At 53.1% G+C, this 21,100-nt stretch carries 21 protein-coding genes and 2 tRNA genes; 12 read left to right on the forward strand and 11 right to left on the reverse strand.

The genetic code is table 11. The features are described 5' to 3' along the window. Nucleotides 1-7: 7 nt before the first annotated feature. Nucleotides 8-919: an RNA polymerase sigma factor RpoH gene (gene rpoH, locus N8E88_RS20865; RefSeq protein WP_209999339.1), complete on the reverse strand. Its 912-nt coding sequence runs from the start codon at nt 917-919 to the stop codon at nt 8-10. Nucleotides 920-1,156: 237 nt separating this feature from the next. Then, on the reverse strand, nt 1,157-2,158 hold the full coding sequence (locus N8E88_RS20870; protein ID WP_262295324.1) for an RluA family pseudouridine synthase: 1,002 nt from the start codon (nt 2,156-2,158) through the stop codon (nt 1,157-1,159). 56 nt (nt 2,159-2,214) lie between these two features. On the opposite strand from N8E88_RS20870, the gene N8E88_RS20875 reads away from it, so the two are divergent. The 3 genes from N8E88_RS20875 to N8E88_RS20885 all read left to right on the forward strand — a co-directional run bounded on the left by N8E88_RS20875 (nt 2,215) and on the right by N8E88_RS20885 (nt 3,616). Beyond that, nucleotides 2,215-2,613 (forward strand): fimbrial protein, encoded by a 399-nt coding sequence (locus tag N8E88_RS20875; RefSeq protein ID WP_262295325.1) that lies wholly within the window; start codon nt 2,215-2,217, stop codon nt 2,611-2,613. A 90-nt stretch (nt 2,614-2,703) separates the two neighbouring features. Beyond that, nucleotides 2,704-2,778: transfer RNA gene (locus N8E88_RS20880), tRNA-Glu, on the forward strand. 67 nt (nt 2,779-2,845) lie between these two features. Further along, nucleotides 2,846-3,616, forward strand: a complete 771-nt coding sequence (locus N8E88_RS20885) for a membrane-anchored protein (protein ID WP_262295326.1) — start codon at nt 2,846-2,848, stop codon at nt 3,614-3,616. A 67-nt stretch (nt 3,617-3,683) separates the two neighbouring features. On the opposite strand, the gene N8E88_RS20890 is transcribed toward N8E88_RS20885, so the two are convergent. After that, nucleotides 3,684-4,385 carry a glycosyltransferase gene (locus N8E88_RS20890; protein ID WP_262295327.1) on the reverse strand — a complete coding sequence of 234 codons (702 nt, stop codon included), beginning with the start codon at nt 4,383-4,385 and terminating at the stop codon, nt 3,684-3,686. 333 nt (nt 4,386-4,718) lie between these two features. On the opposite strand from N8E88_RS20890, the gene N8E88_RS20895 reads away from it, so the two are divergent. Then, entirely contained in the window at nt 4,719-5,681 is a 963-nt protein-coding gene (locus N8E88_RS20895) for a glycosyltransferase family 2 protein (RefSeq protein WP_262295328.1), read from the forward strand. Nucleotides 5,682-5,684: 3 nt separating this feature from the next. On the opposite strand, the gene N8E88_RS20900 is transcribed toward N8E88_RS20895, so the two are convergent. Continuing rightward, nucleotides 5,685-6,887: an alpha-hydroxy acid oxidase gene (locus N8E88_RS20900; protein WP_262295329.1), complete on the reverse strand. Its 1,203-nt coding sequence runs from the start codon at nt 6,885-6,887 to the stop codon at nt 5,685-5,687. A gap of 175 nt (nt 6,888-7,062) precedes the next feature. On the opposite strand from N8E88_RS20900, the gene N8E88_RS20905 reads away from it, so the two are divergent. Then, nucleotides 7,063-7,986 (forward strand): 2-hydroxyacid dehydrogenase, encoded by a 924-nt coding sequence (locus N8E88_RS20905; protein ID WP_262295330.1) that lies wholly within the window; start codon nt 7,063-7,065, stop codon nt 7,984-7,986. A 12-nt stretch (nt 7,987-7,998) separates the two neighbouring features. Here N8E88_RS20905 and purU read toward each other — a convergent pair whose 3' ends face one another. The 5 genes from purU to cobG form a co-directional block, all read right to left on the reverse strand. Next, the gene (gene purU, locus N8E88_RS20910; RefSeq protein WP_209999356.1) at nt 7,999-8,853 is read right to left on the reverse strand and encodes a formyltetrahydrofolate deformylase; all 855 of its coding nucleotides are present in this window, start codon (nt 8,851-8,853) and stop codon (nt 7,999-8,001) included. Nucleotides 8,854-8,964: 111 nt separating this feature from the next. Further along, on the reverse strand, nt 8,965-10,410 hold the full coding sequence (gene cobJ, locus N8E88_RS20915; RefSeq protein ID WP_262295331.1) for a precorrin-3B C(17)-methyltransferase: 1,446 nt from the start codon (nt 10,408-10,410) through the stop codon (nt 8,965-8,967). Then, on the reverse strand, nt 10,407-11,147 hold the full coding sequence (locus N8E88_RS20920; RefSeq protein WP_262295332.1) for a precorrin-2 C(20)-methyltransferase: 741 nt from the start codon (nt 11,145-11,147) through the stop codon (nt 10,407-10,409). The genes cobJ and N8E88_RS20920 overlap by 4 nt, the downstream gene beginning before the upstream one ends. Beyond that, nucleotides 11,147-11,773, reverse strand: a complete 627-nt coding sequence (locus N8E88_RS20925) for a precorrin-8X methylmutase (RefSeq protein WP_262295333.1) — start codon at nt 11,771-11,773, stop codon at nt 11,147-11,149. Before N8E88_RS20925 ends, N8E88_RS20920 begins: the two co-directional genes overlap by 1 nt. Continuing rightward, nucleotides 11,766-13,148, reverse strand: a complete 1,383-nt coding sequence (gene cobG, locus N8E88_RS20930) for a precorrin-3B synthase (protein WP_262295334.1) — start codon at nt 13,146-13,148, stop codon at nt 11,766-11,768. The genes N8E88_RS20925 and cobG overlap by 8 nt, the downstream gene beginning before the upstream one ends. Nucleotides 13,149-13,267: 119 nt before the next feature. Here cobG and cbiE point away from each other — a divergent pair, with 119 nt between their 5' ends. Next, nucleotides 13,268-14,482, forward strand: a complete 1,215-nt coding sequence (cbiE, locus tag N8E88_RS20935) for a precorrin-6y C5,15-methyltransferase (decarboxylating) subunit CbiE (RefSeq protein ID WP_262295556.1) — start codon at nt 13,268-13,270, stop codon at nt 14,480-14,482. A 107-nt stretch (nt 14,483-14,589) separates the two neighbouring features. Next, nucleotides 14,590-15,387: a mechanosensitive ion channel family protein gene (locus N8E88_RS20940; protein WP_262295335.1), complete on the forward strand. Its 798-nt coding sequence runs from the start codon at nt 14,590-14,592 to the stop codon at nt 15,385-15,387. A 303-nt stretch (nt 15,388-15,690) separates the two neighbouring features. Here N8E88_RS20940 and N8E88_RS20945 read toward each other — a convergent pair. After that, nucleotides 15,691-15,770: transfer RNA gene (locus N8E88_RS20945), tRNA-Arg, on the reverse strand. Between the two features lie 342 nt (nt 15,771-16,112). Here N8E88_RS20945 and N8E88_RS20950 point away from each other — a divergent pair. Continuing rightward, a complete protein-coding gene (locus N8E88_RS20950; protein WP_262295336.1) occupies nt 16,113-17,375 on the forward strand; it encodes a tyrosine-type recombinase/integrase in 1,263 nt (420 codons plus the stop codon). Here N8E88_RS20950 and N8E88_RS20955 read toward each other — a convergent pair. Continuing rightward, entirely contained in the window at nt 17,370-18,182 is an 813-nt protein-coding gene (locus N8E88_RS20955; RefSeq protein ID WP_262295337.1) for a hypothetical protein, read from the reverse strand. The genes N8E88_RS20950 and N8E88_RS20955 overlap by 6 nt on opposite strands. A gap of 139 nt (nt 18,183-18,321) precedes the next feature. Here N8E88_RS20955 and N8E88_RS20960 point away from each other — a divergent pair, with 139 nt between their 5' ends. The 4 genes from N8E88_RS20960 to N8E88_RS20975 all read left to right on the forward strand — a co-directional run bounded on the left by N8E88_RS20960 (nt 18,322) and on the right by N8E88_RS20975 (nt 20,392). Next, on the forward strand, nt 18,322-18,606 hold the full coding sequence (locus N8E88_RS20960) for a hypothetical protein (RefSeq protein WP_262295338.1): 285 nt from the start codon (nt 18,322-18,324) through the stop codon (nt 18,604-18,606). 143 nt (nt 18,607-18,749) lie between these two features. Further along, the gene (locus N8E88_RS20965; RefSeq protein WP_262295339.1) at nt 18,750-19,301 is read left to right on the forward strand and encodes a hypothetical protein; all 552 of its coding nucleotides are present in this window, start codon (nt 18,750-18,752) and stop codon (nt 19,299-19,301) included. Nucleotides 19,302-19,806: 505 nt separating this feature from the next. Further along, complete coding sequence (locus tag N8E88_RS20970; protein ID WP_262295340.1) at nt 19,807-20,088, forward strand: hypothetical protein; 282 nt, start codon at nt 19,807-19,809, stop codon at nt 20,086-20,088. An 85-nt stretch (nt 20,089-20,173) separates the two neighbouring features. After that, the gene (locus tag N8E88_RS20975; protein ID WP_262295341.1) at nt 20,174-20,392 is read left to right on the forward strand and encodes a hypothetical protein; all 219 of its coding nucleotides are present in this window, start codon (nt 20,174-20,176) and stop codon (nt 20,390-20,392) included. The last annotated feature ends 708 nt before the right edge of the window (nt 20,393-21,100 follow it).

Consider the following 21,100-nt stretch of genomic DNA (forward strand, 5'->3'; position numbering starts at 1 on the left):
AACTAGTTCAGCGCGCGTCAGAACCAGTCGAAACGAGTGCCTTTTGCTGCCTGATAGCTGCCGCCTTAACGGCGTCCTGCACTTTTTCAAATGCGCGAACTTCGATCTGGCGAACACGTTCGCGGCTGATGCCGAACTCCGTTGAAAGATCCTCCAGGGTTACAGGATCATCGGCAAGGCGCCGGGCCTGAAAGATACGACGTTCGCGGTCGTTGAGTGACGACATCGCCCCGGTGAGCATTTCACGGCGATTTTCCAGCTCGTCCTGTTCAATCAGCATCGTTTCAGCGCTGTCGTGGTCATCGACAAGCCAATCCTGCCAATCGCCGCCGGCTTCACCATCGGACGAACGAATTGGCGCATTCAACGACGCGTCGCCAGACAGGCGGCGGTTCATCGAAACCACTTCTTCTTCAGAAACACTGAGACGTGTGGCAATCTCTTTGACCTGCTCAGGGTTGAGATCACCATCGTCGAGTGCTTGAATCTTGCTCTTCACCTTACGAAGGTTAAAGAACAGACGTTTCTGATTTGCGGTAGTGCCCATTTTGACAAGGCTCCACGAACGCAGGACATATTCCTGGATCGAAGCCTTGATCCACCACATCGCATATGTGGCAAGACGGAAGCCGCGTTCCGGTTCGAAGCGCTTTACGGCCTGCATCAGCCCCACGTTTCCTTCGGAAATAACTTCGCCGATCGGCAGGCCATAGCCGCGATAACCCATTGCAATTTTGGCAACGAGACGCAGATGGCTTGTGACAAGCTTATGCGCAGCTTTCGGATCGGCGTGTTCCAGATACCGCTTGGCGAGCATATACTCTTCCTGCGGTTCGAGCATCGGAAAGCGACGAATTTCTTCTAGGTAACGGGTCAATCCACCGTCACCACCTAAGATACTTGGAAGATTTTGGGCCACTGAGCACCCCTCCTCATTTTGGAATAGACCCCCATTGTCGGCGGGTCCGCATTGACCGCCCACCCAATAGCTTGGCGCGGACAGATTAGTCCTATCAATATATAGGTATCATTTTGTCAAAAACACGGTGCATTAAGCAGCGAAACAATCCGTCACATAAATGTGAACAATACGGTCAGGTTTTGCTCATGTTAACGAACTCCGGACGTCACCAAAGGTTCCGTCATTCGAACTATATCATGTTCTTTCCTGAAAAGCCTTGATCAATTCGGCCATATCTTCCGGTACTGGTGCTTCAAACCGCAGGACCTCGCCGGTCGACGGGTGCTCGAAAGCAAGAAGCCGTGCATGCAGTGCCTGCCGAGTGAATCCCTTAACGATGCTTTGCAAGGGTTCGTCGAGCTTGTTAGCTTTGGTCTTGTAAGCACTGCCATATTCAAGATCGCCCACCAGCGGGTGGCCTGTATGAGCCATGTGGACACGGATTTGATGCGTTCTGCCTGTCTCCAAGTGGCACTCCACGAGCGATGCAAGGGCAGTTGCGTCCTCCTTGGCGGCATATCGCTCCTTGACCTCGAAATGCGTAACAGCGTGACGGGCGTCCCCGCGTTCTTCCTGGACAACAGCTTGCTTGGTGCGATCTCGATGTGATCTGCCAAGAGGAGCATCGATCGTGCCGGTTGTTCGATCAGGTGTTCCCCATACGATGGCGAGGTATGCGCGTTCCAGATCGTTTGTGCGTCCATGATCAGCGAACTGAGCGCTGAGATGGCGATGAGAGAGATCGTTCTTGGCGACGACCATGATGCCGCTGGTTTCCTTGTCGAGGCGATGTACGATGCCGGGCCGCCTGACGCCGCCGATGCCAGACAGTGTATCGCCGCAGTGGTGGATCAACGCATTGACCAAGGTACCGGTCCAATTGCCATTTCCGGGATGGACCACAAGGCCGGCAGGTTTGTTGATAACGATGAGGTCTGCGTCCTCGTAGAGGATGTCGAGTGCGATATCTTCGCCCTTGGGAACCGCATTGTCAGGCGCGGGAATCTCGATTGTAACGCGAAGACCCTCGCGCAGTTTGTGTTTGGTCTCGTGGATTGGTTTACCGTCAATGCTGACCTGGCCTCCGCTGATGAGCGATTGGATGCGATTGCGCGAAAGATCTGGCGTCAGCTGCGCCGAAAGCCAGGCATCAAGTCTCTTGCCGCTTGCATCAGTATCGGTAATTAGCTCTTTCAAAACCTCGGTCCCTTCGTTACAGGAGGCTTGGTTTGAAACCTCGGAGAACACTATATATGGCCAACATCAACCCGGACATCGATGGGGACGAACAGCCCCTTGATCCGGCAATGGAACGAGTCCGGCGCAAGATGATCCGGCTTTTGGCTGTTTCCATCGGTATCATGGTGATCGGTCTTATGGCGGTGCTGGCGGCTATTGTCTACAAGATTAGCCAGCCGGTCCCTGAAGTGGTTACGGCGGTTCGTTCCGAGGTTCCTGTACAACCACTCGGTGCGGCGCTGACCGGTGAGGCTATAACGCTCGATCCAGGGACGCGGATACTTTCCCACAATCTCGCGAACAATACTCTTTCTTTGGAAACGAGATTGGCCGACGGAACCCGGCAAATCCTTCTCTATGATATTGCAACCAAACGCGTGGTGGCACGAATTTCGGAAGCCGCTGGCAATTGATTGAAGTGAGGGATCAGTTGGAAGCTGATGAGAAATCATTATTGCACTTTGCCGTACGCTTGATTATACCCCCTCATAGCTACCTGCGACGCGCCCATCGTCTAGCGGTCAGGACGGCGCCCTCTCACGGCGCAAACAGGGGTTCGATTCCCCTTGGGCGTACCAGTATATCCGCATACCATCACCTTTGTGCGCGAGGATGTTCAGACCGCATTGTGAAAGGCTGCGCTTTATGAGGTTGCCTCGGTTTGAAGTCCTGACCAAGATCCGGCGATCTGTGATTTACAGGATTTTGCGACCCCGTGCGCCCACGCATCCGGTGGCATTCGCGGGACCAGTCGTCGTCGTGGGGTCGGCACCCGTTTCGACGGTTCCCGCCGGCTTCGGCACACAGTTTCATGTGATCACGGTAAATGGTTCGCAAAGCATTCTGGACAAGTGGGGCGTTGAAATTCCGGACGCGACCTTCATGCAGTTCAACCAAGTCGAGGGGCAAACGACCAACGCTTTGCACGTCCGCAAGGTGCTTGACGGAAAATGTACACGGCTCCTTTACGTCGTACGCTGGCCTAAAAGCTTGGACCTGCTTAAACAAGGGCTCGCCGCGTTCAACTATTCTTATGACGACGTGAAGGTGATCAACCGCTTCAAGCGCATGGCAATGTATGAGGCTGTCATGGGAGGCCTCAATGTCGAAATCGACGATGAAATGAAGTTCTCAAATGGGATCACGGCAGTCTTTTATGCCATTTTGAGCGGGGCCAAAGCTGTGATCATCAGTGGCATCAACCCCGATTCGTCAGGACACGTTTATAACGATGCCAATCTGAAACGCTTGCACGCAGGTACCGACAAACAGATATTGCAGGTACTGATCGATCGAGGATATCCACTTTACACTGCTGACCACGAAGTCTCTAAAGGCTCCGGCCTTCCACTATGGACAGACCAGACGTTCAGCAGATTCAATGCGGTGAATACGGACGTGTCGCTTCGCGCTTAGGCGTATAAACCGCGTGTCCGTTAAGGGCAACACGGTTTATCCATCGCAAATCCGGACTGTCGGCGATTCAAATCGTTTTCCAATTCGGATCGACCGCGCTGGCGGCCGCGCGCCACTCGTCGGCGTAGTCCACATTTTGCCAATCCTTGAACCAAGGTCCGCCATTGGTGAAGTGGACGGCATTTGGATAACCGTTCGCCGGCTTTTCGTTCCAGCCTTCCAGCCAGTTCCATTCAACCGGAACCTCGCCAATTTCGTCGTCTTGCGCCCACTGCATCCGGTGCAGGTATGCACCACTCTCCCGATTGATGAGTTCCGGGGTGAGTTGGCGTGTCGACGGGTGATCGCAATTGAATAGCATGAACGAAGACCAGTTTTTGCGCGGATAGCTGGTCTGGACTTTGCCGTCCATCTTCGTGCCTTCCTTCGGCGTATAGTCGTGCTTGACGCAGACCACCGCTTTTGTTTCATCCCGGTATTCGAGCAGTTTCGCCACATCGCCGAAAAACAGGAAATCACAATCGCAGAAGAGTGCCCAACCCTTATAACCGGCGAGCCAGGGTGTGAAGAAACGTGAATAGGTGAACTCGGTCGAGGCGAGAGGGTCGATATCACGCGTATATGCGCCTTTTTCCACGAGCTCTTCCAACTTGATCGGAATTACTCGAACAGGAACGGTCGCGTGTTTCAATACAGTGCTCTTGGCGACCTCATAGGCGATCGGTTCGCGTGAATCCCATCCCACGTAGATATCAAGTTCATTCTGCATAATGCCTCGCTTTATATTCTGAGAGTCAGGGTAGGGTTTTAAACCATATACCGAAAAGGAAAACCCCTCATTGCCGCCAAATTGCGGCGCTGATTCCGGCTTTCACGTCAGCAATGCTGGCCGCCGGTGCTCATGGGGGCACCCTTGACCTTCCACACGCGCAAGTTTAATCGGTCGGCTTTCTGGGGTCACACTCACTGAAGAGCCGACTCTCGTGCAAGGCGGAACCACCTGTTGAAACGGCATCAAACTTTCTTGTTTCCAAGACCGGAAATTCCCTTTCCATACCATCCTGGCAGTCCGGCCGCTTTCTCGAGTAGTCGAACCCAGTCCTTGGTCACGCGTTGGCGCAATTTCAATGTAAAGAAGCGTCACGATCCGGTTCAGTTATTGCCTCTCAGGAAAGGTGACATCCGGCCTCTTGGGCCGAACGATATACCGCTCATCTTTCTGACGCATAACAGCATTCAGTTTCTGCCGTCCTTCCTCGCCCATTACCGCAAATTGGGAATAACGCGATTTTTATGCGTGGATGACCAATCGACAGATGGTACACGAGAAAAACTGCTCGACGAGAATGATGTCGATCTCTTTGGCTCGAGTATCCGGTATCGCCAGGCAAATGGGGGCAATCTTTGGCGTGAGGCCCTTGTCCGGATTCATGGGTCCAGGCGCTGGTACATGAATGTCGATTGCGACGAGTACTTTATTTATGACGAGTGCGAGACAAGAAAGCTGCCCGAGTTAATTGCGGGATTGCAAGCAAAGGGCGTGCTGCACTGCCCGGCGCCGATGATCGATTGTTATCCATCGGCCTCGCTCAAGTCGGCGGTCTTCGACGGCTCCTCGGACGTCATGCCTTGGGAGATCGCCAATACCTTCGACCGGCAAGGGTATCGGCTGTTCCGTAGCAACTCGGCAATGTCGATGATGGGAGGGCCGAGAGACAGGTTGCTGGATGATCCTGAGAACTACGATGAATTAATGAAATACCCGCTGCTCTACGTGGAATATGATATCGCGTTTACCATTAGCATCCACAAGCCATGGCCATTTCACCGCAACTTTTCTCCCATCTATGGCTCACTGCTGCATTTCAAATTTTTTAGTGAAACAGAAGACTTCGTGAAGAAGGCGATAGAAGGTGGGCAATATTTCAAGGGTTCCCGAGCTTACAAGACCATGCTGGAGGCAATCACGGCCGGAAGGCTAGACAACCTTACTTCAGATGTATCCGTAAAGTTCGAAAACGCGAAGCAGTTGTCCGATCTTGGCTTCTTCAAGAGCGTGTTTTAGATGTCACGCGCCGGCTGTGCGGGCGCGCTTCTTCTTCACTTCGGCCATTCGGGGTTTTGTTTCGAGCCCACTCTTGTAGAGATTGTTTCGGTCGAGAACCTTGACGTCGCGCTCGCCGCATAGGGCCATCGTAATATCGAGCTCCTTGCGGATGATCTCCAATGCCTCGGTGACGCCTTTTTTTCCGCCGGCACCCAGTCCGTAAACAAAGGCTCGACCGATATATGTGCCCTTGGCTCCGATGGCGAGCGCCTTCAACACGTCCTGTCCCGATCTGATGCCGCCGTCGAAGTGCACTTCGATCTTGTCGCCAACGGCGTCTACGATATCTGCAAGAACCGATATGGACGACGGCGCTCCATCAAGCTGGCGGCCACCATGATTGGATACGATGATCGCATCTGCACCAGTCGCCGACGCCATTTTCGCGTCTTCGACATCGAGAATGCCTTTGATGATAAGTTTGCCGCCCCACCGTTCCTTAATCCAGGTGACATCGCTCCAGGAGAGGTGGGGATCGAACTGTTCGGTTGTCCAGACTGACAGGGACGACAAATCACCCACGCCTTTGGCGTGGCCGACGATATTGCCGAATGTACGGCGATTGGTCCTGAGCATCTCCATACACCATTGTGGACGAGTGGCCATTTGCCAGATGTGTTTCGGTGTAAACTTCGGAGGTGCAGAAAGACCGTTGCGCAAGTCCTTATGGCGCTGGCCCAGAATCTGCAGATCAAGCGTCAGAACCAGAGCCGAGCACTTGGCAGCTTTGGCACGGTCGATCAAATTATAGATGAAGTCCCGGTCGCGCATCACATAAAGCTGGAACCAGAAGGGCTTTGTTGTAACCGATGCGACATCCTCGATTGAACAGATGCTCATTGTTGAGAGGGTGAACGGAACGCCGAATTCCTCGGCCGCCTGCGCCGCCAGCATCTCGCCATTTGCATGCTGCATACCCGTCAAGCCGGTTGGTGCGAGAGCGACAGGCATGGAAACTTTCTGCCCGACCATCGTGCTTTCGAGGGTGCGGTCGGTCATGTCGACCGCAACACGCTGGCGCAATTGGATCTTGCGGAAATCCTCTTCGTTTGCGCGATAAGTGCTCTCAGTCCATGCACCGGAATCCGCGTAGTCGAAGAACATTTTCGGGACGCGCCGCTTGGCTAATTCTTTCAGATCGGCAATTTCAACTGTCTTTTTCATATTCCGCCCTGCAGCAATGGTGCGATGGTTTTCACACCAATGTATCCAAAAAGGCAAGCGCCAACTCAACAAATGGCTACAGATAAAGGCATACTTCATAAGCAAATGGTTTGTCTTTGCTCCTCGAGTGCAGCTATTGTCCTAACTCAGTCTGCACTCGACAGGATCCGATTTGATGGAAAAACAACCCCTTCTCCTGCTTGGACCTCTCATGCCGTATCTAACGGAGGAGTTGGCAAAGCGATACGCAATTGAAAAACTCTACGAGGAAACAGACGCTCTGGGCTTTCTGCAGAAAAATGCAGAACGCTTTCGCGCGGCGGTCACGAGTACGTTCACTGGCCTCAAGGCGGATATGATCGATTTGCTGCCTGCACTCGAGATCGTTTCTTCGTTTGGTGTCGGCACGGATTCGCTGGATATTGCTTACGCAGAGACCAAGGGAATACAGATCGCCAACACACCGGACGTTCTTAACGAAGACACCGCAAATATGGCGATCACACTTCTGTTGGCGGCTACCCGCGACATCGTTGCAAATGATCGGTTCGTTCGGGAGGGACGCTGGGCGACAGGAGAAACACCACCCTTGGCGCTGGGGATCGAAGGCAAGAAGATCGGACTGGTTGGGCTTGGCCGGATTGGCAGTGTCATCGCAAGGAAGTTGACTGCTTTTGGTTGCGAGATCGTCTACCACACGCGCAATAAGAGACACGACGTCTCATATGAGCATTACAACGATTTGACCGAAATGGCCCGCAAGTGTTCTGCTTTGATCGCAATCTTGCCAGGCGGAGACGCAACGAAAGGCGTCATTTCGCGCGAGGTCCTGCAGGCGCTTGGTTCCAAAGGAACCTTCATCAACATCGCGCGCGGCACGGTCGTCGACGAAATCGCCTTGGTCGAGCTTTTGCAATCGGGACAACTTGGACGCGCTGGTCTCGACGTGTTCGTGGATGAACCGAATGTCCCTGAAGTCCTGTTTGAACTGAATAATGTGGTGCTGCAGCCACACATGGGCAGTGCCACGGTCGAAACGCGAAAGGCGATGGCCGACCGTGTCGTTTCCAATCTGGACGACTACTTTTCAACCAAGTGAAGCTGCAGGCGATTATCCGAATACGACCGTCTTGTGACCGTTGAGCATGACGCGCGATTCAAGGTGTTTCTTTACTGCCCGCGCCAGCACGCGACTTTCGATGTCGCGGCCGGTGGCAACGAAATCTTCCGCACTCATGGCATGGGTAACGCGTTCGGTCTCCTGCTCGATGATCGGACCCTCATCGAGGTCAGGCGTGACATAATGCGCTGTCGCGCCAATAAGCTTCACGCCGCGTTCGAAAGCCTGGTGATAGGGCTTGGCACCCTTAAAGCTTGGCAGGAACGAATGGTGGATATTGATGACTTTGCCGAACAACCGTTTTGACAAATTGTCTGACAGGACCTGCATGTAGCGGGCCAGAACGACGAGATCTGCGCCCGTGTCCTTGACGATCTTGAGCAGAGCCTCTTCCTGCTCGATCTTGTTGTCCTTGGAGACCGGCAGGACATGATAAGGAATGCTCTCATGTTCCGCAAAGCGGCGGCTGTCCTCATGGTTGGAGACGATCGCAGCAACATCGGCGTCCAGCCAACCAACCTTGATCTGGTAGAACAGATGCAGAAGCGCATGGTCGAACTTGGATACCATGATGATGATCTTCGGCTTTTTCGATTGGTCAACAAGGGTGGTTTTCATGTCGAAACGCTGAATGGCGGGTTTCAAGGCCCGTTCGACATCATCCTTGGTTGTGCCTTCAGCTGCCGTGAAGGCGATGCGCATGAAGAAGCGATTTGTCTGTCTGTCCCAGAACTGATTGCTCTCGGCAATATTCGCATCCATACCGGCAAGCTCCGTCGTTACCGACGCAACGATACCCGGTCGATCTTCACAGGAAAGGGTAAGGACATAATTTTTGTCTGGCATGATAACTCCGGGTGCAGGCGATCTGATCTTGCAGGATCATAGTGAGCAGCGTCGAACGGCGTCGATACAAAAGCGAAGCGCTCAGTCCTTTTTCCGGCATGGACTTTCTGTTCAACCTTCGGGCTTGGTTCCGTACCAGCGAGGCGTATAGACCCATTTGCCGCCGTCCCTGCGTTCAAAACTGCGCGTGAGCGACGATCCGACAATGATCACCGTTCGCATGTCCACCTGATCGGGGGTTAGCTCGGCAAGCGCGATGACACGCAAGGTTTCCGCAGGACGGCCGATATCTCGACCAAGGACGATAGGGGTATCAACATTCCGGTACTTGCGCAGGATATCGATGGCGCGTGGCAGTTGCCAAGGACGATGCTTTGAGATTGGATTGTAGAATGCCATTGCAAGGTCTGCTTCGGCGGCCAATGAAATGCGTTTCTCAATAATCTCCCAAGGCTTCAGATTGTCGGAAAGCGAAAGAACACAGAAGTCATGACCGAGTGGTGCACCACTACGGCTGGCTGCCGCCAACGCAGCGGAAACCCCGGGCAGTATTTCCAACTCCACAGCATGCCAGGAGACGTCCGCAGATTCATGCAATGCCTCGACCACTGCAGCAGCCATGGCGAAAACACCGGGATCACCGGAAGAAACCATCACGACGGACCGGCCCGTTGCGGCAAGCTTGAAAGCGTGTCGCGCGCGCTGCATTTCTTCGCGATTGTCGGTTATATGCAAGGTCTGGTCTGAGCGGAAAGGTCCAGCCATGCGGACGTAGGTGTCATAGCCAAGCACATCGTCAGCGTTGTTCAGTTCCCGTTTGACCGCAGGAACCATAAAATCGGGGTTCCCTGGCCCGAGACCGACCACTGCAAGCCGTCCACGTTTGTGGTCGGCCAGCGTAGCTTCTGCAGAGGCCGCGCTCTTGAAATCTGTCGGCTTGCGCTGAAAAACCAGAACACCTTTTTGGGGTGCAACATCCGAAGACGTAACCAGGATACGCAGTTCCGCGTCGTCATCCAGCGGAAGCTTGGCGTCCTGAAGCCAAGGCGCGTCTCCCTCTATTCTAACAGTTTTGCCCCCAAGCAAATCGGCAATGAATGCCTTGGCGTCCCCGGGATTTTTCAATTCGAAGCCCGGGGGAGGATTGAGCAGGCAAGTACCGAACCGGAGTTCACCTGATGTCGTTATGGCGGGTGAGACCTGGAGAACAGCTGCAATTTGCCGGGCAAGAACGTTCACACCTGTTGTGCCACCCAAGAGGGGAACAACCGCGCTGCCATCATCCGCCACCGCCAGAACGGGCGGTTCGGCTCCCTTGTCACCAAGAACCGGGGCGAGGGAGCGGATAGTAATGCCGGCGGCGCAGAGAGCGATGACTGCATGACCGTTCTGATAGAGCTGCCGGACTGTTTCGCCGAAGTTCGTGTAGGAGATATCGGCGCCTTCGACGCGGGCTTCCAACCCATAGATAGTTGCTTCGAGCATGCTCGCTCTGATTCGCGATGCGGTTTCCATGCCGAGCGCCGACAGGGCCACTATGGCTATTGGATATATCATTCGGCGCTCCCCGCCCATTTCTCTCCCGGCACGAGAATCAATGAGAAATAGGGCGAGGATTCGGGATCGACCTCCGCCAATGGAATGATGCGTTGTGCCTCCATCGTTGCCCGTTCGACATAAAGCGCCCGATCGAGCAGGCCAAGATCGTCGATTACACCACGCACTTTCGCGAGGTTTTTACCAAGCTTCATGATCGCTGCCGCCTCGGTGGCGGCGAGCCGGGTCTTCAAATCTTGTGCAGAAAGGACACCGGAGAGAACAGTAAGCGTCTGATTCCGGTAGACCAGTGGTGCACCTAGCACGGCGGCTCCGCCCAGTATGGAACAGACACCTGGCACGACTTCGGTTTCGTAGTCTTCAGCCAGTCTGTCGTGGATGTACATGAAGGAGCCGTAGAAGAATGGGTCCCCCTCGGCGATAACCGCGACATCAGTTCCCGCGTCGAGATGGGTGCGCAAAAGCGCGGTTATCTCGCCGTAGAAATCGCTGACGATAGCATCGTAGTTCATATGCGCTGGTAATATCTCTGTCGTGACTGGATAAATCAGCGGGACGAGAAGCTGCTTCTCGTCAAGATAGCGCTCGACGATAGCTAAGGCGTTACCCTTCTTGCCTTTGGCTGCATGATAAGCGACCACGGGGGCAGCCTGAAGCAGACGCAACGCCTTCAATGTAATGAGTTCAGGATCGCCGGGACCAACACCCAGTCCAAAAAGCCGCCCGGGCTTTGGCATTATTCTTTCTCCGACGCGAGAGCATTGATCGCTGCAGCAGCCATGGCACTGCCGCCGCGGCGGCCATGCACGACAACATAGGGAATTCCGCGGCTGTCCTCCGCAAGCGCCGCCTTGGATTCCATCGCGCCGACAAAGCCGACTGGAAAGCCGAGAATCAGCGCCGGTTTTGGAGCGCCTTCGTCGATCATTTCGAGCAATCGGAAGAGGGCGGTGGGCGCATTGCCGAAGGCAACAACAGCACCCGCCAAGTGGGGGCGCCATAGTTCCAACGCTGCCGCGGATCGGGTGTTGCCCATGTCGAGCGCCAATTTGGCGACCGAGGGATCTCCCAAGGTGCAAATCACCTGATTTTGAGCCGGCAGACGTGATCGGGTGACACCCTCAGCAACCATGCGTGCGTCGCACAAGATGGGCGCGCCGCTCAGTAATGCGCTGCGACCAGCTGTTGCGGCGCCCTCGGAAAACGCCAGGTCCTGTATGACATCGACCATGCCGCAAGCATGGGCGACGCGCACAGCCAACTTTTCCAGATCAGCTGGAATGCCCTTCAAATCGGCTTCGGAACGAATGATAGCGAACGAGCGATCATAGATCGCCTGACCGTCGCGGATATAGTCAAGCATATAGTGGCCCCCCAGAGCCGGAATTCTCATCGATCAATTCGGCAGCTTCGTCGATAGTTACATTGGCAGCCAATAGCTTGCCAAAACGCGACGGTCCATTGGTCGCGCACAGAAAGATGTCGTAACGTCCGGCCGCAGTTGCCACGAGAGTTATGGGTTTTGCCGAGGGCGATGCACAGGATTTGCTGCAACCACTCATATGGATTTGCGGAACTGCCGGATTGCCCTGCAATAGCGCCGCGAGCTTCAGCCCGTCTGACTGGGTGGCTGCCAAAGCCGAACCGCATCCCGCCGACCCCGAACAGCTGATCATCGTCGCAAGTGCCTTTTTAGGATTGGTGCCCAGTCCGAGTGCTTCGAGCGCAGCGAGCGTTGTCTTTGCATCACCGATTGAAACTTGCGGCAAGAGAACGCTTTGCCAAGGGGTCATGCGCAATGTTCCGTTGCCATACTTTTCAGCAACGTCCGCCAGCGATTGCAACAGGCCTGGATCAAGGCGGCCAAGTGGAGGCATAGCGCCTACAAAACAGCGTGAGTTGTTAGCTTCCGACGAGAGGCCAAGATGACCATTTTCACGGGCAGGATATCTGCGCCAATTTGTAATCTTCTCACTTCGCATCGGAACTCCGAGGCGAGATTCCAACTGGTCTACGAGGTAGTCTGCCCCAGTTTCGTCCGTCATATGACGCAGGCGCGAAGCTTGCGGGTGTGCACGGCACCATTTGATGAAGGTATCGAGCATGCCAGTGATGAGACCGAATGCTTGCTCGGTTGTAACACTGCCAAGGGCAGGCTGAGCATCGGCTTTTGTGGGCGGCACGCCTGCTACGCCGAAGGCGAAGCGCGGCGCACTGCTTTCCAGATCGATAGGACTGAGCCAAAGATCATGGGGGTGATCAACCATCGCAACGCTTTCGCCTCCATCAATGAGAATGGAAAACTTAGGCGAAAGAGTCTGGTAGAGCAGATTCGTCTGCACGATTGTCAGCACGCGCAGGGCCAGAGGCCGGACGTCCGGTACCGTCCCGTCGAATCCGGCAAACGGGCTGATCATAATGTTGCGAACGTCATCGCCTCGATCGCTCAATGGTCCGAGCCCTGCTTCCAGCAAAGCCGTTATTAACGATTCTTCCATTTCCGGCCGCACACCACGAATTTGCAGATTGGCACGATTGGTGATTTCAATCGTACCGTTGCCACAACGCTGTGCCGCGTGCGCGACGGCGCGGGCCTGAACTGAGCTCAGATCGCCGAAGGTCAGTTTCAAACGGCAGATACCGCCGTCGAGTGCCTTTGCCATGCGGAACAACCCCGGGCAGGCAGAGCGTCGCGCCTCGACGGTTGATCGCTGGATAGTGGTTCTCAGATGGCTCATGGCGTTGTCGGTTTTACAGGATGCCTCGGGGCGTGCCAACCTTTCTCATAGCGCTCGCTTCGTTGACCCATCAAGTGGTTTCGGGCATGCATGGTAGCCGCAATTCGATGGAATGTATGATGACGCAATGGTTGACGATTATCGGGATTGGTGAGGATGGATATAGTGGTCTCGGTCAGAATGCCCGTGATGCCCTCGCAGGTGCTGGAACGATTTTCGGCGGCAAGCGCCATCTGGATCTGTTGCCCGAAGGGCTGGCCGGTGAACGTATTGCATGGCCCAGCCCATTCTCGGATGCGTACCCTATGCTCCTTGCCTTGGGCGGCCAGCCTGTCGCTGTGTTGGCCAGCGGCGATCCGATGCATTTCGGCATGGGCGCCACTCTGACGCGCTATGTCGCGGCCGATGAGATGCGAGTAATTCCCGCTCCTTCATCATTCTCGCTGGCGGCCGCTGCCATGGGCTGGCCGATACAGGAAACACAACTGCTGAGTGTTCATGGCAGGCCAATCGAGACGCTGTTCAAGGCGTTCGCGCCTGGGGCGAAGTTGCTTATTCTCAGCAATGATGGAGGCACGCCTTTACAGGTTGCGCAGATGCTGAGCGAAACCGGGTTCGGCTCAGCGCGATTGACTGTGCTGGAGCATCTGGCGGGTGCGGCGCAGCGGCGAATTGATGGCATTGCGAATGCCTGGAACCATCCTCGCTGTGCCGATCTCAATGTGCTTGCTGTGGATTGCGGCAGAGCGATGCCACCAGCCCGGTCCTATGCAACGCTTGCCGGTCTGCCCGACGAAGCGTTCGAACATGACGGGCAATTGACTAAGCGGGATATCCGTGCCGTTACACTGGCACATCTTGCGCCGCTGCCGGGGGAGCTCTTATGGGATGTCGGGGCGGGTTGCGGCTCGATCGGCATTGAGTGGATGCGCGCACACAGTTCATGCCGGACCTTGGCAATTGAGGCCAATGACAAGCGGCAAGATTTGATCTTGCGTAACAGCCGGGTACTAGGAGTGCCTGACCTTCAACTTGTACGCGGTGAAGCGCCGGCGGCTTTGCAGGGGCTTGCAGAACCCGATGCCGTCTTCATCGGTGGCGGCTTGACCGATGAGGGGGTAATGGAGGCGTGCTGGAAGGGTCTCAAGCCAGGTGGGCGCCTGGTTGCCAATGCTGTAACAATTCAGAGTGAAATGGCAATCGTTGGCTGGCGCTCCGCCCATGGCGGCGGACTCACAAAGCTTGCTGTTTCGTATGCGCAACCTCTGGGTGGTTTCGATACGTGGCGTTCTGCTCTGCCGGTCACGGTCTACGTTGTTCACAAGCCGATGTGATTGTCCGTTCGATGCAGGGAATACTGAATATGGCCTTTTTGCCTTCAATAGCGGAACCAACATCGCAGTTCTAAGGTTGGTATTCTCTTGCCGGAAAGGAATCTCTCATGGAACTTGATCCTCAGAACGCGTTTTCCGCAATTCAGACGGGCATTCGCGAGGCAAGCGCCCTTGTTGTTGCTTACGCGTTTTCTGTAATTGGCGCGGTTCTGTTACTGATCATCGGATTCGTCGTCGCAGGTCTCGTCGAGCGTTGGGTCTATGCCGGGCTTGGGCAAGTCGGCGGCTTCGACCTGACATTGCGCCGGTTTTTTTCCAAGATCGCACGCTATGTGGTGCTCGGCCTCGTCGTGGTAATGGTGCTCGGTCAATTTGGTATCCAGACCGCTTCGGTTATTGCTGCCATCGGTGCTGTCGGCCTGGCAATAGGACTGGCCTTACAAGGAACGTTGCAGAATATCGCGGCCGGCATCATGCTTTTAGCGCTCCGTCCCCTGCGCATTGGCGAATATGTGGAGGTCGGCAGCATCAGCGGTACAGTCGAAGAGATCGGTCTCTTTGCGACGCGATTGCGTGCTGCGGATGGCATATATATTCTTGCGCCAAATTCGACGCTTTGGACCCTGCCCGTCAAGAATTTTACCCGAAACGGTATTCGGCGCAATGACATCACGATTACGGTTTCCAATGAGGATGATTTGGACCGGGTGCAGCAATCCTTGATCGAACAGGCTGAAACCGACAAGCGGGTCAAGAAAGACCCGGCCCCCTCAGCCTTTGTGGCCGAACTAGGCGATGCGACCACAGCAATAACATTACGCTACTGGACTTCGGTCAACGAATACCAATCTGCCAAAGCGGATCTTAACAAAAGCGTGCTGAACTGGCTGAAAGCCAAAGTTTGACCTGTTCAAAGCTATGATCATAGAATCAGTTACTTGGCCCGCGGAAACAATCCCGCCGATCTCGCATTGCGGATCGGCTATTCGCCGCTAGGCCACCTGAAATAGCCGTTCCGACCGTTAGCCCCAGCCACGAAAAAAGGGGCCGCTTCGACTACAGTCGGAAGCGGCCGGAAATTGGTATAAGGGCATATAACAATAAAATATTGCATTTGCTTCGCAACTGCAAGTACTGCTTTTGAATGAGCAAAACGTGGACGTTTCTGAATTCGTTCCTTTGACCGAAAAATGTGGTGGAGGGCAGTATGGTGATCCCGACTGGATTCGAACCAGTGGCCTACAGATTAGGAATCTGCAATCTTACGGATTTCACCCTTCAGACACCCTGTCTCTCCCTCATCTCACCTCAGAGAGACGCTTGAGTGTGACTAACAGTTTGAAATCACGAATGGAAATCAGAAAATGAATGGGAAAAACTTGAGGAATGACCTCTTAGGTCGTCCCCTAGACACAAAATCACTCCTCAGAGTTCCCTTTCTCCGTCCTATCACACATAAGATATTGATATAATTCTAGATTATTTTCGGTCTCATCCCAGAGATTCACGACAAATTGTCCTCTCATCTCCTTAATTGATTGCTTTCACTACCTCCTAGATTACCCCCTTCTGTTGCCTCAGATTCCGAGATATGTCATTACTCGGTCATTACTTTTACGGGGATCATGACATGAAAACCAAGCTGACACAGAAGACGATAGAGGCCCAGATAAAGGCTCAAGTTTCAGCGAGTGAAACGAGTAAAGGGAAACCCGTCTATCTATGGGATACTGAACTTTCTGGCTTTGGTGCCCGTCTCTCACCTTCTGGGGAGGTCTCTTGGCTTGTCCAGAAGTTCATAGGGGGTCGTGGGGGTCGTGCTGTCCGTCAGACTATAGGACGTGCAAAGGACGCCATAGAGCTTGCAGACGCCCGTTCTTTGGCTGAACAGGAGATCGGAGATATCCGTAAGGGTATCAATGTCGTCGCTCGTAAGAGACAGCTACGTCACAAGGTACGGGACCAGCTGAACAGTATCAGGACTGAGGAAGCCATAGAGAGATTCATCAAGGCCAATGGGAACGACACGAGGTATTGGAGCGACACCGAACGTCTCCTGAGGGCGTCCCTCTCGTCCTTCATGAAGCGTCCTATCATTGAGGTCTCTAAGGCTGACGTTCGGAAGATGCTTGACGACAAGCAAGGTAGACCAGCCGCACAGCGTAACCTCTTTGCTGCACTGAGACCCTTCTTCTCGTACCTCCTAGAGCATGATTTGATAGAGGTCTCACCCCTGTCGTCGATCTCTGCTCCCGAACCGTTGCCCTCGCGTGACAGATTGCTGACTGACCTTGAGTTGAAAGCCTTGTGGGAGGTCTCCATGGGATTGAGTAATCCTTGGGGTCAATTCTATCGCCTTTTGATCCTGACGGGTCAGCGTATCGGAGAGGTCTCAGGTATGCGATGGGAAGAGATCGACATGACGAAGGCTCTATGGACCATCCCGAAAGAGAGAGCCAAGAACGGTAAGGCTCATATCGTCCATCTGTCACCCCAATCCTTGAATGAGTTGCGTTCTCTGTCGAACAAGCAAGAGGGCTTTGTATTCCCCGCCAAAAGACTGACCAAGAAGGACCAGGAATCGAAAGGCGAGGGGTCTATCAAGGGATTCAGCAAGTCGAAAGCCTCAGTCGATGCCCTCATGACTGCCTATTTGAAAGGGAAGACAGGCAAGTCCGATTACAAGCTCATGCCGTGGCGTGTCCATGATCTTAGACGGACAATGGTCTCAGGACTTGCTCAAGCTGGATACCCGACCGACGTTGTAGACCGTCTGCTCAATCATGTGTCGGGTTCGAGATCAGGCGTGAAGGGAGTTTATCAGCGCTACGAGTTTCTCAAGGAGAGACAGGATGCCCTTCAAGCATGGGGAGAGAAGGTCGCCACGCTATGATTCTGGTATTGCCCCCTCTGGCTTGCCATCAAATTGAGCTATCAGTTTGCTAAACTTTGACTTCAGCTCAAGCTTCTCTTTGTGTCGAAGGTCCTCTTCAAGGATCATGATGATTGATTCCTTGCCAGCCTCATAGAACCGCAAGCATGCATCGTTATCAAGCTCGTGGATGCCTTGGCTAAATATGCCGTATATCCTTTTGTTCTCGACAAGAAATTCCGGAAGGTGGTCTTTCAGCAATTGAATCTTATCTTCCATCCGGACGTTGAACTGTGCGTCATCCCATCCCTCTTGTTCTTTGTACTCATCGAACCGAGACTGAATGAGACGCTCAAAGACTCTCCGAAGATAGACGAATGAGCCAATGCCCTCGCCGTGAGCCGCTAGTCCGATAGCCTTGTAAAGCTCAGACCAGTTGTCGCCCTTGAGGACTGACTTGTATTTCTCTCTGGTCTCATCGATGGCGATATCAGCAAGAGACGGGTATTGGCCCACCTTTTGAATGATCAGCCTATTAATTAATAAGTTGTATTTGTAAGAGTGAGTGCTTACGCGAGTGCATCTGACTGTGACGTCGTCGTAAGTGAACCGAGTCTCGATGTCATCAAAGGCATCCCCAATGCGCTCGCCATGTAAAACAAATGTTGAATCTTTGCCGCACGTTTTACAGAAGCCATCCAATCGAAGTTCCTGCTTGCTATACAATGCCAACAAAGGGGCTGATCCTTTGGTCAATTTGTATTTGGTATATAGCGGTGTGTTGAACAGGAAGTCTGTTAACGACGTGAGTACCTTTGGTTCTGCCATTTGTTTCCACCTTGTTGTTCCCTAACTTATGGCTGAGTCACGAAGGGGAAACAATGCAGAGGCAGATATACAATTTCATCCGCAAGTAGCCTGACTTCCTATCATCCCTTTCGTGCTATCCTCATTCTAGGAGGACAAGATGGATTTTAGAAGAATCTCAACCAGTAGGCTGAACCCTGAACGGGACTTTGCAATCAAGGTCTATGACGAGGGGAATAAGACTGTCGCAAAGGTACATTCCCCCGAACATGGATGGGGACCTCAAGTCGATGTTGAACGGGCAATTGCCACTGCCGATCAGCAAGGAAAGATGGACTATGATTATGTCGTTATCGATGACGACGGACTATGGAAAGAGAAGTGGGGCAATCTTGAGGATTGGGATGAACGTCTCGTGAAGATCGAAGGTCTCCCCAAGAAATAGGCCCTCCTTGACTCATACAGGGCTCCGGGTGACTTCATTCCCTCGGGTCAGTCACTGTAAACCTTGTCCACAACCAAATACAACCGCCTCCGTGTTGTGACTGCTTCAGTAGTGGTAATCTGAATCGTTGTCGGAGGAACTACGTGGAATACATAATCAATTTCTTTCAATCCGTTCTGGGACTCAAGGCAAGACAAGGCTGGATATTCTTCATTTCTGGTGGCGTAATAGCTGCTCTCTGTTTATTGGCTCCTGCTCCATATAACTTCGATAATGGTTGGCTCACTGTCTCTTCGGCTGTCTGTATCTTCGGCGCTACCATTCTTGTCGTCTCCCTCGGTTCCGTCATCTACAGCTCTCTTGTGGAGTTCAAAGACCGATTGACAAAAAGTCGTGCTCTCGAAGCCAAGTCTCGACAACTGGCTGAAAACTCTGTCAGGAATCTGAAGGTCCTCAATGATCATGAGAGGGTGTGCCTCGCCTTCATACTCAAAAAGGGCAAGCAGCGGTTCAATGCCTCGTCGCGACTCAATGACACCACTCGTCTAGTAGAGAAGGGGATCATCAGGTACGACGACCCGAAAAGTCGAGATATCTTTGCAGTTACTGAATCCGTCTGGGAGATGCGTGAACAACTGATCGATGACCTCCCTGATATTCGGATGGATTTACGCGATGCTCCTTGGGTAAGGTAGGGTCGCACGAGTAGCTTCCTATCATGTCTCTTGGATAGCCCTCCCTTGACTCATACAGAGTCATACAGCGAGTTTCATGAGAGGACTGGTACCATCCTAGCCTGAACGCTAAACGCCTCTGTATGATTGGATTGCAGGAATGTCATCCTAGAATCTACCCATTCTGACACCGTTTGAGTGCCGTCGTGTCGATCTGAGTTGCTAAATTATGTCAGATTTCGCTCTCTTAGTGGCCCTACAGGATCGATTTCACTATCATTCGAGGTTTCAAACATGAAAATATAACCAAGCAATATCAAGAGTTTATAAGATTTATAGGATTATTATCATTTTCCCTCTTGACATTTTTCCTAAACGTGTTAGTCTAGAGATGTAGGATAGAATTTTTTCTAATCCCGAATCACCTCCCCAAAATCCCCAGTTGTCGCCTTCATCCCAAGGGCTGTTTTCATTTTCATTGCAGTCATTCTTTGGGGACGCATGGCTATTTCAGAAAGACATTACAATGGACGCATTTCCAGAGAGCCACTCAGAAAAACACATGGTTCGTCTCATCACAGGAGAATTGAACATTGACTTGCCCGGCAAGGGATCAGTCAAAATCTTCAAGCCGACCCATCATAACAACCTCTTCAAGATCGAGTTCAAAGGATTGAAGACCCCTGAGCATTTGACTGGCAAGTACACCACATTGAACGCAGCCTCGATTGAACTCCGAAAGTACCTTGATGAGAAGGGTCTCGTGATCGGACAGATTGAACGCTACGCCCCTATGGACGCTCGTTAACTCAGGCTTCGCTTAAAAACCCATTTAATTTCAAACCAACACATTTAACTCAGGCTTCCATCGAAGCCATGAAAAGGAAATCATTATGACCATGTACAAAGACCGCTCTTTCAAAAAGAAATGGAACGAACTGACGGAATCCGAGAAGCTTCTCGCAGACTCTGAGATCAATAAGTTTGTCGCCAAGCTGGTGAATGATCGGGAGCTTTCCGACGACATCCGTCAGGAGATTGCAAAGCGTCTGTTGGAGAAGTCCCGTAAATCCACGACTCCCGAGGACGACCGTCGCTCCGTCTGGGGCTGACCTACGTCGAACTCAGTTTAATCAAGCTCAATATTTTCCAACTTGGGGCCATCGTTAACTCCTCGCATCGCTCGTCGATGCAGAGCAAAGCGGTGGCTTCCCTTTTTCAGAAAGCTATTTTCATGAAAGCTCGACCAATTAGAATTGAATCCGAAGCAGGAGGGTCTGTCGTTATCGTACCCTTGGGGCGTTCAGGCAAAGCTTCCGCTACAATCGACCTCGACGACTACGAGTTGCTCCTATCATTGGGTGTCTCTCCCAACTGGCGTGTCTCAAACTTCTCTGTAGCATCCCGTCATGACCTCGTTTCCCGTATCCTCATGGATGCCAAGGCAGGGCAGAGGGTTCGATATCTCGACAAGAACTCTATGAACCTCCGTCGTTCGAACCTCTATCTTGAGAACAAGGGGTTCTCTGTCCATTCGGGACGGTCACAAGTTCCCTTGGAACGAGGTGCCTTTGACGAGCATAGCTCGGATGGACGCTAAGGTCGTAAGGGAGCTTTTCGACTACGATGACGAGAGGGGTGTTTTGGTCTGGAGAGAAAGACCTCGTCACCACTTCAAGTCTGATCGTGTTTGGAAAGCTACCAACTCCAGGTATGCCGGTCGTGATGCCGGACACTTGGACAAGGACGGGTACACCTACATCAATGTTCTGGGTCGCCGTCGTTTAGCCCATCGTCTCATATGGCTCTACGTCACTGGT

It is taken from the genome of Phyllobacterium zundukense (assembly GCF_025452195.1).
GTDB lineage: Bacteria > Pseudomonadota > Alphaproteobacteria > Rhizobiales > Rhizobiaceae > Phyllobacterium > Phyllobacterium zundukense_A.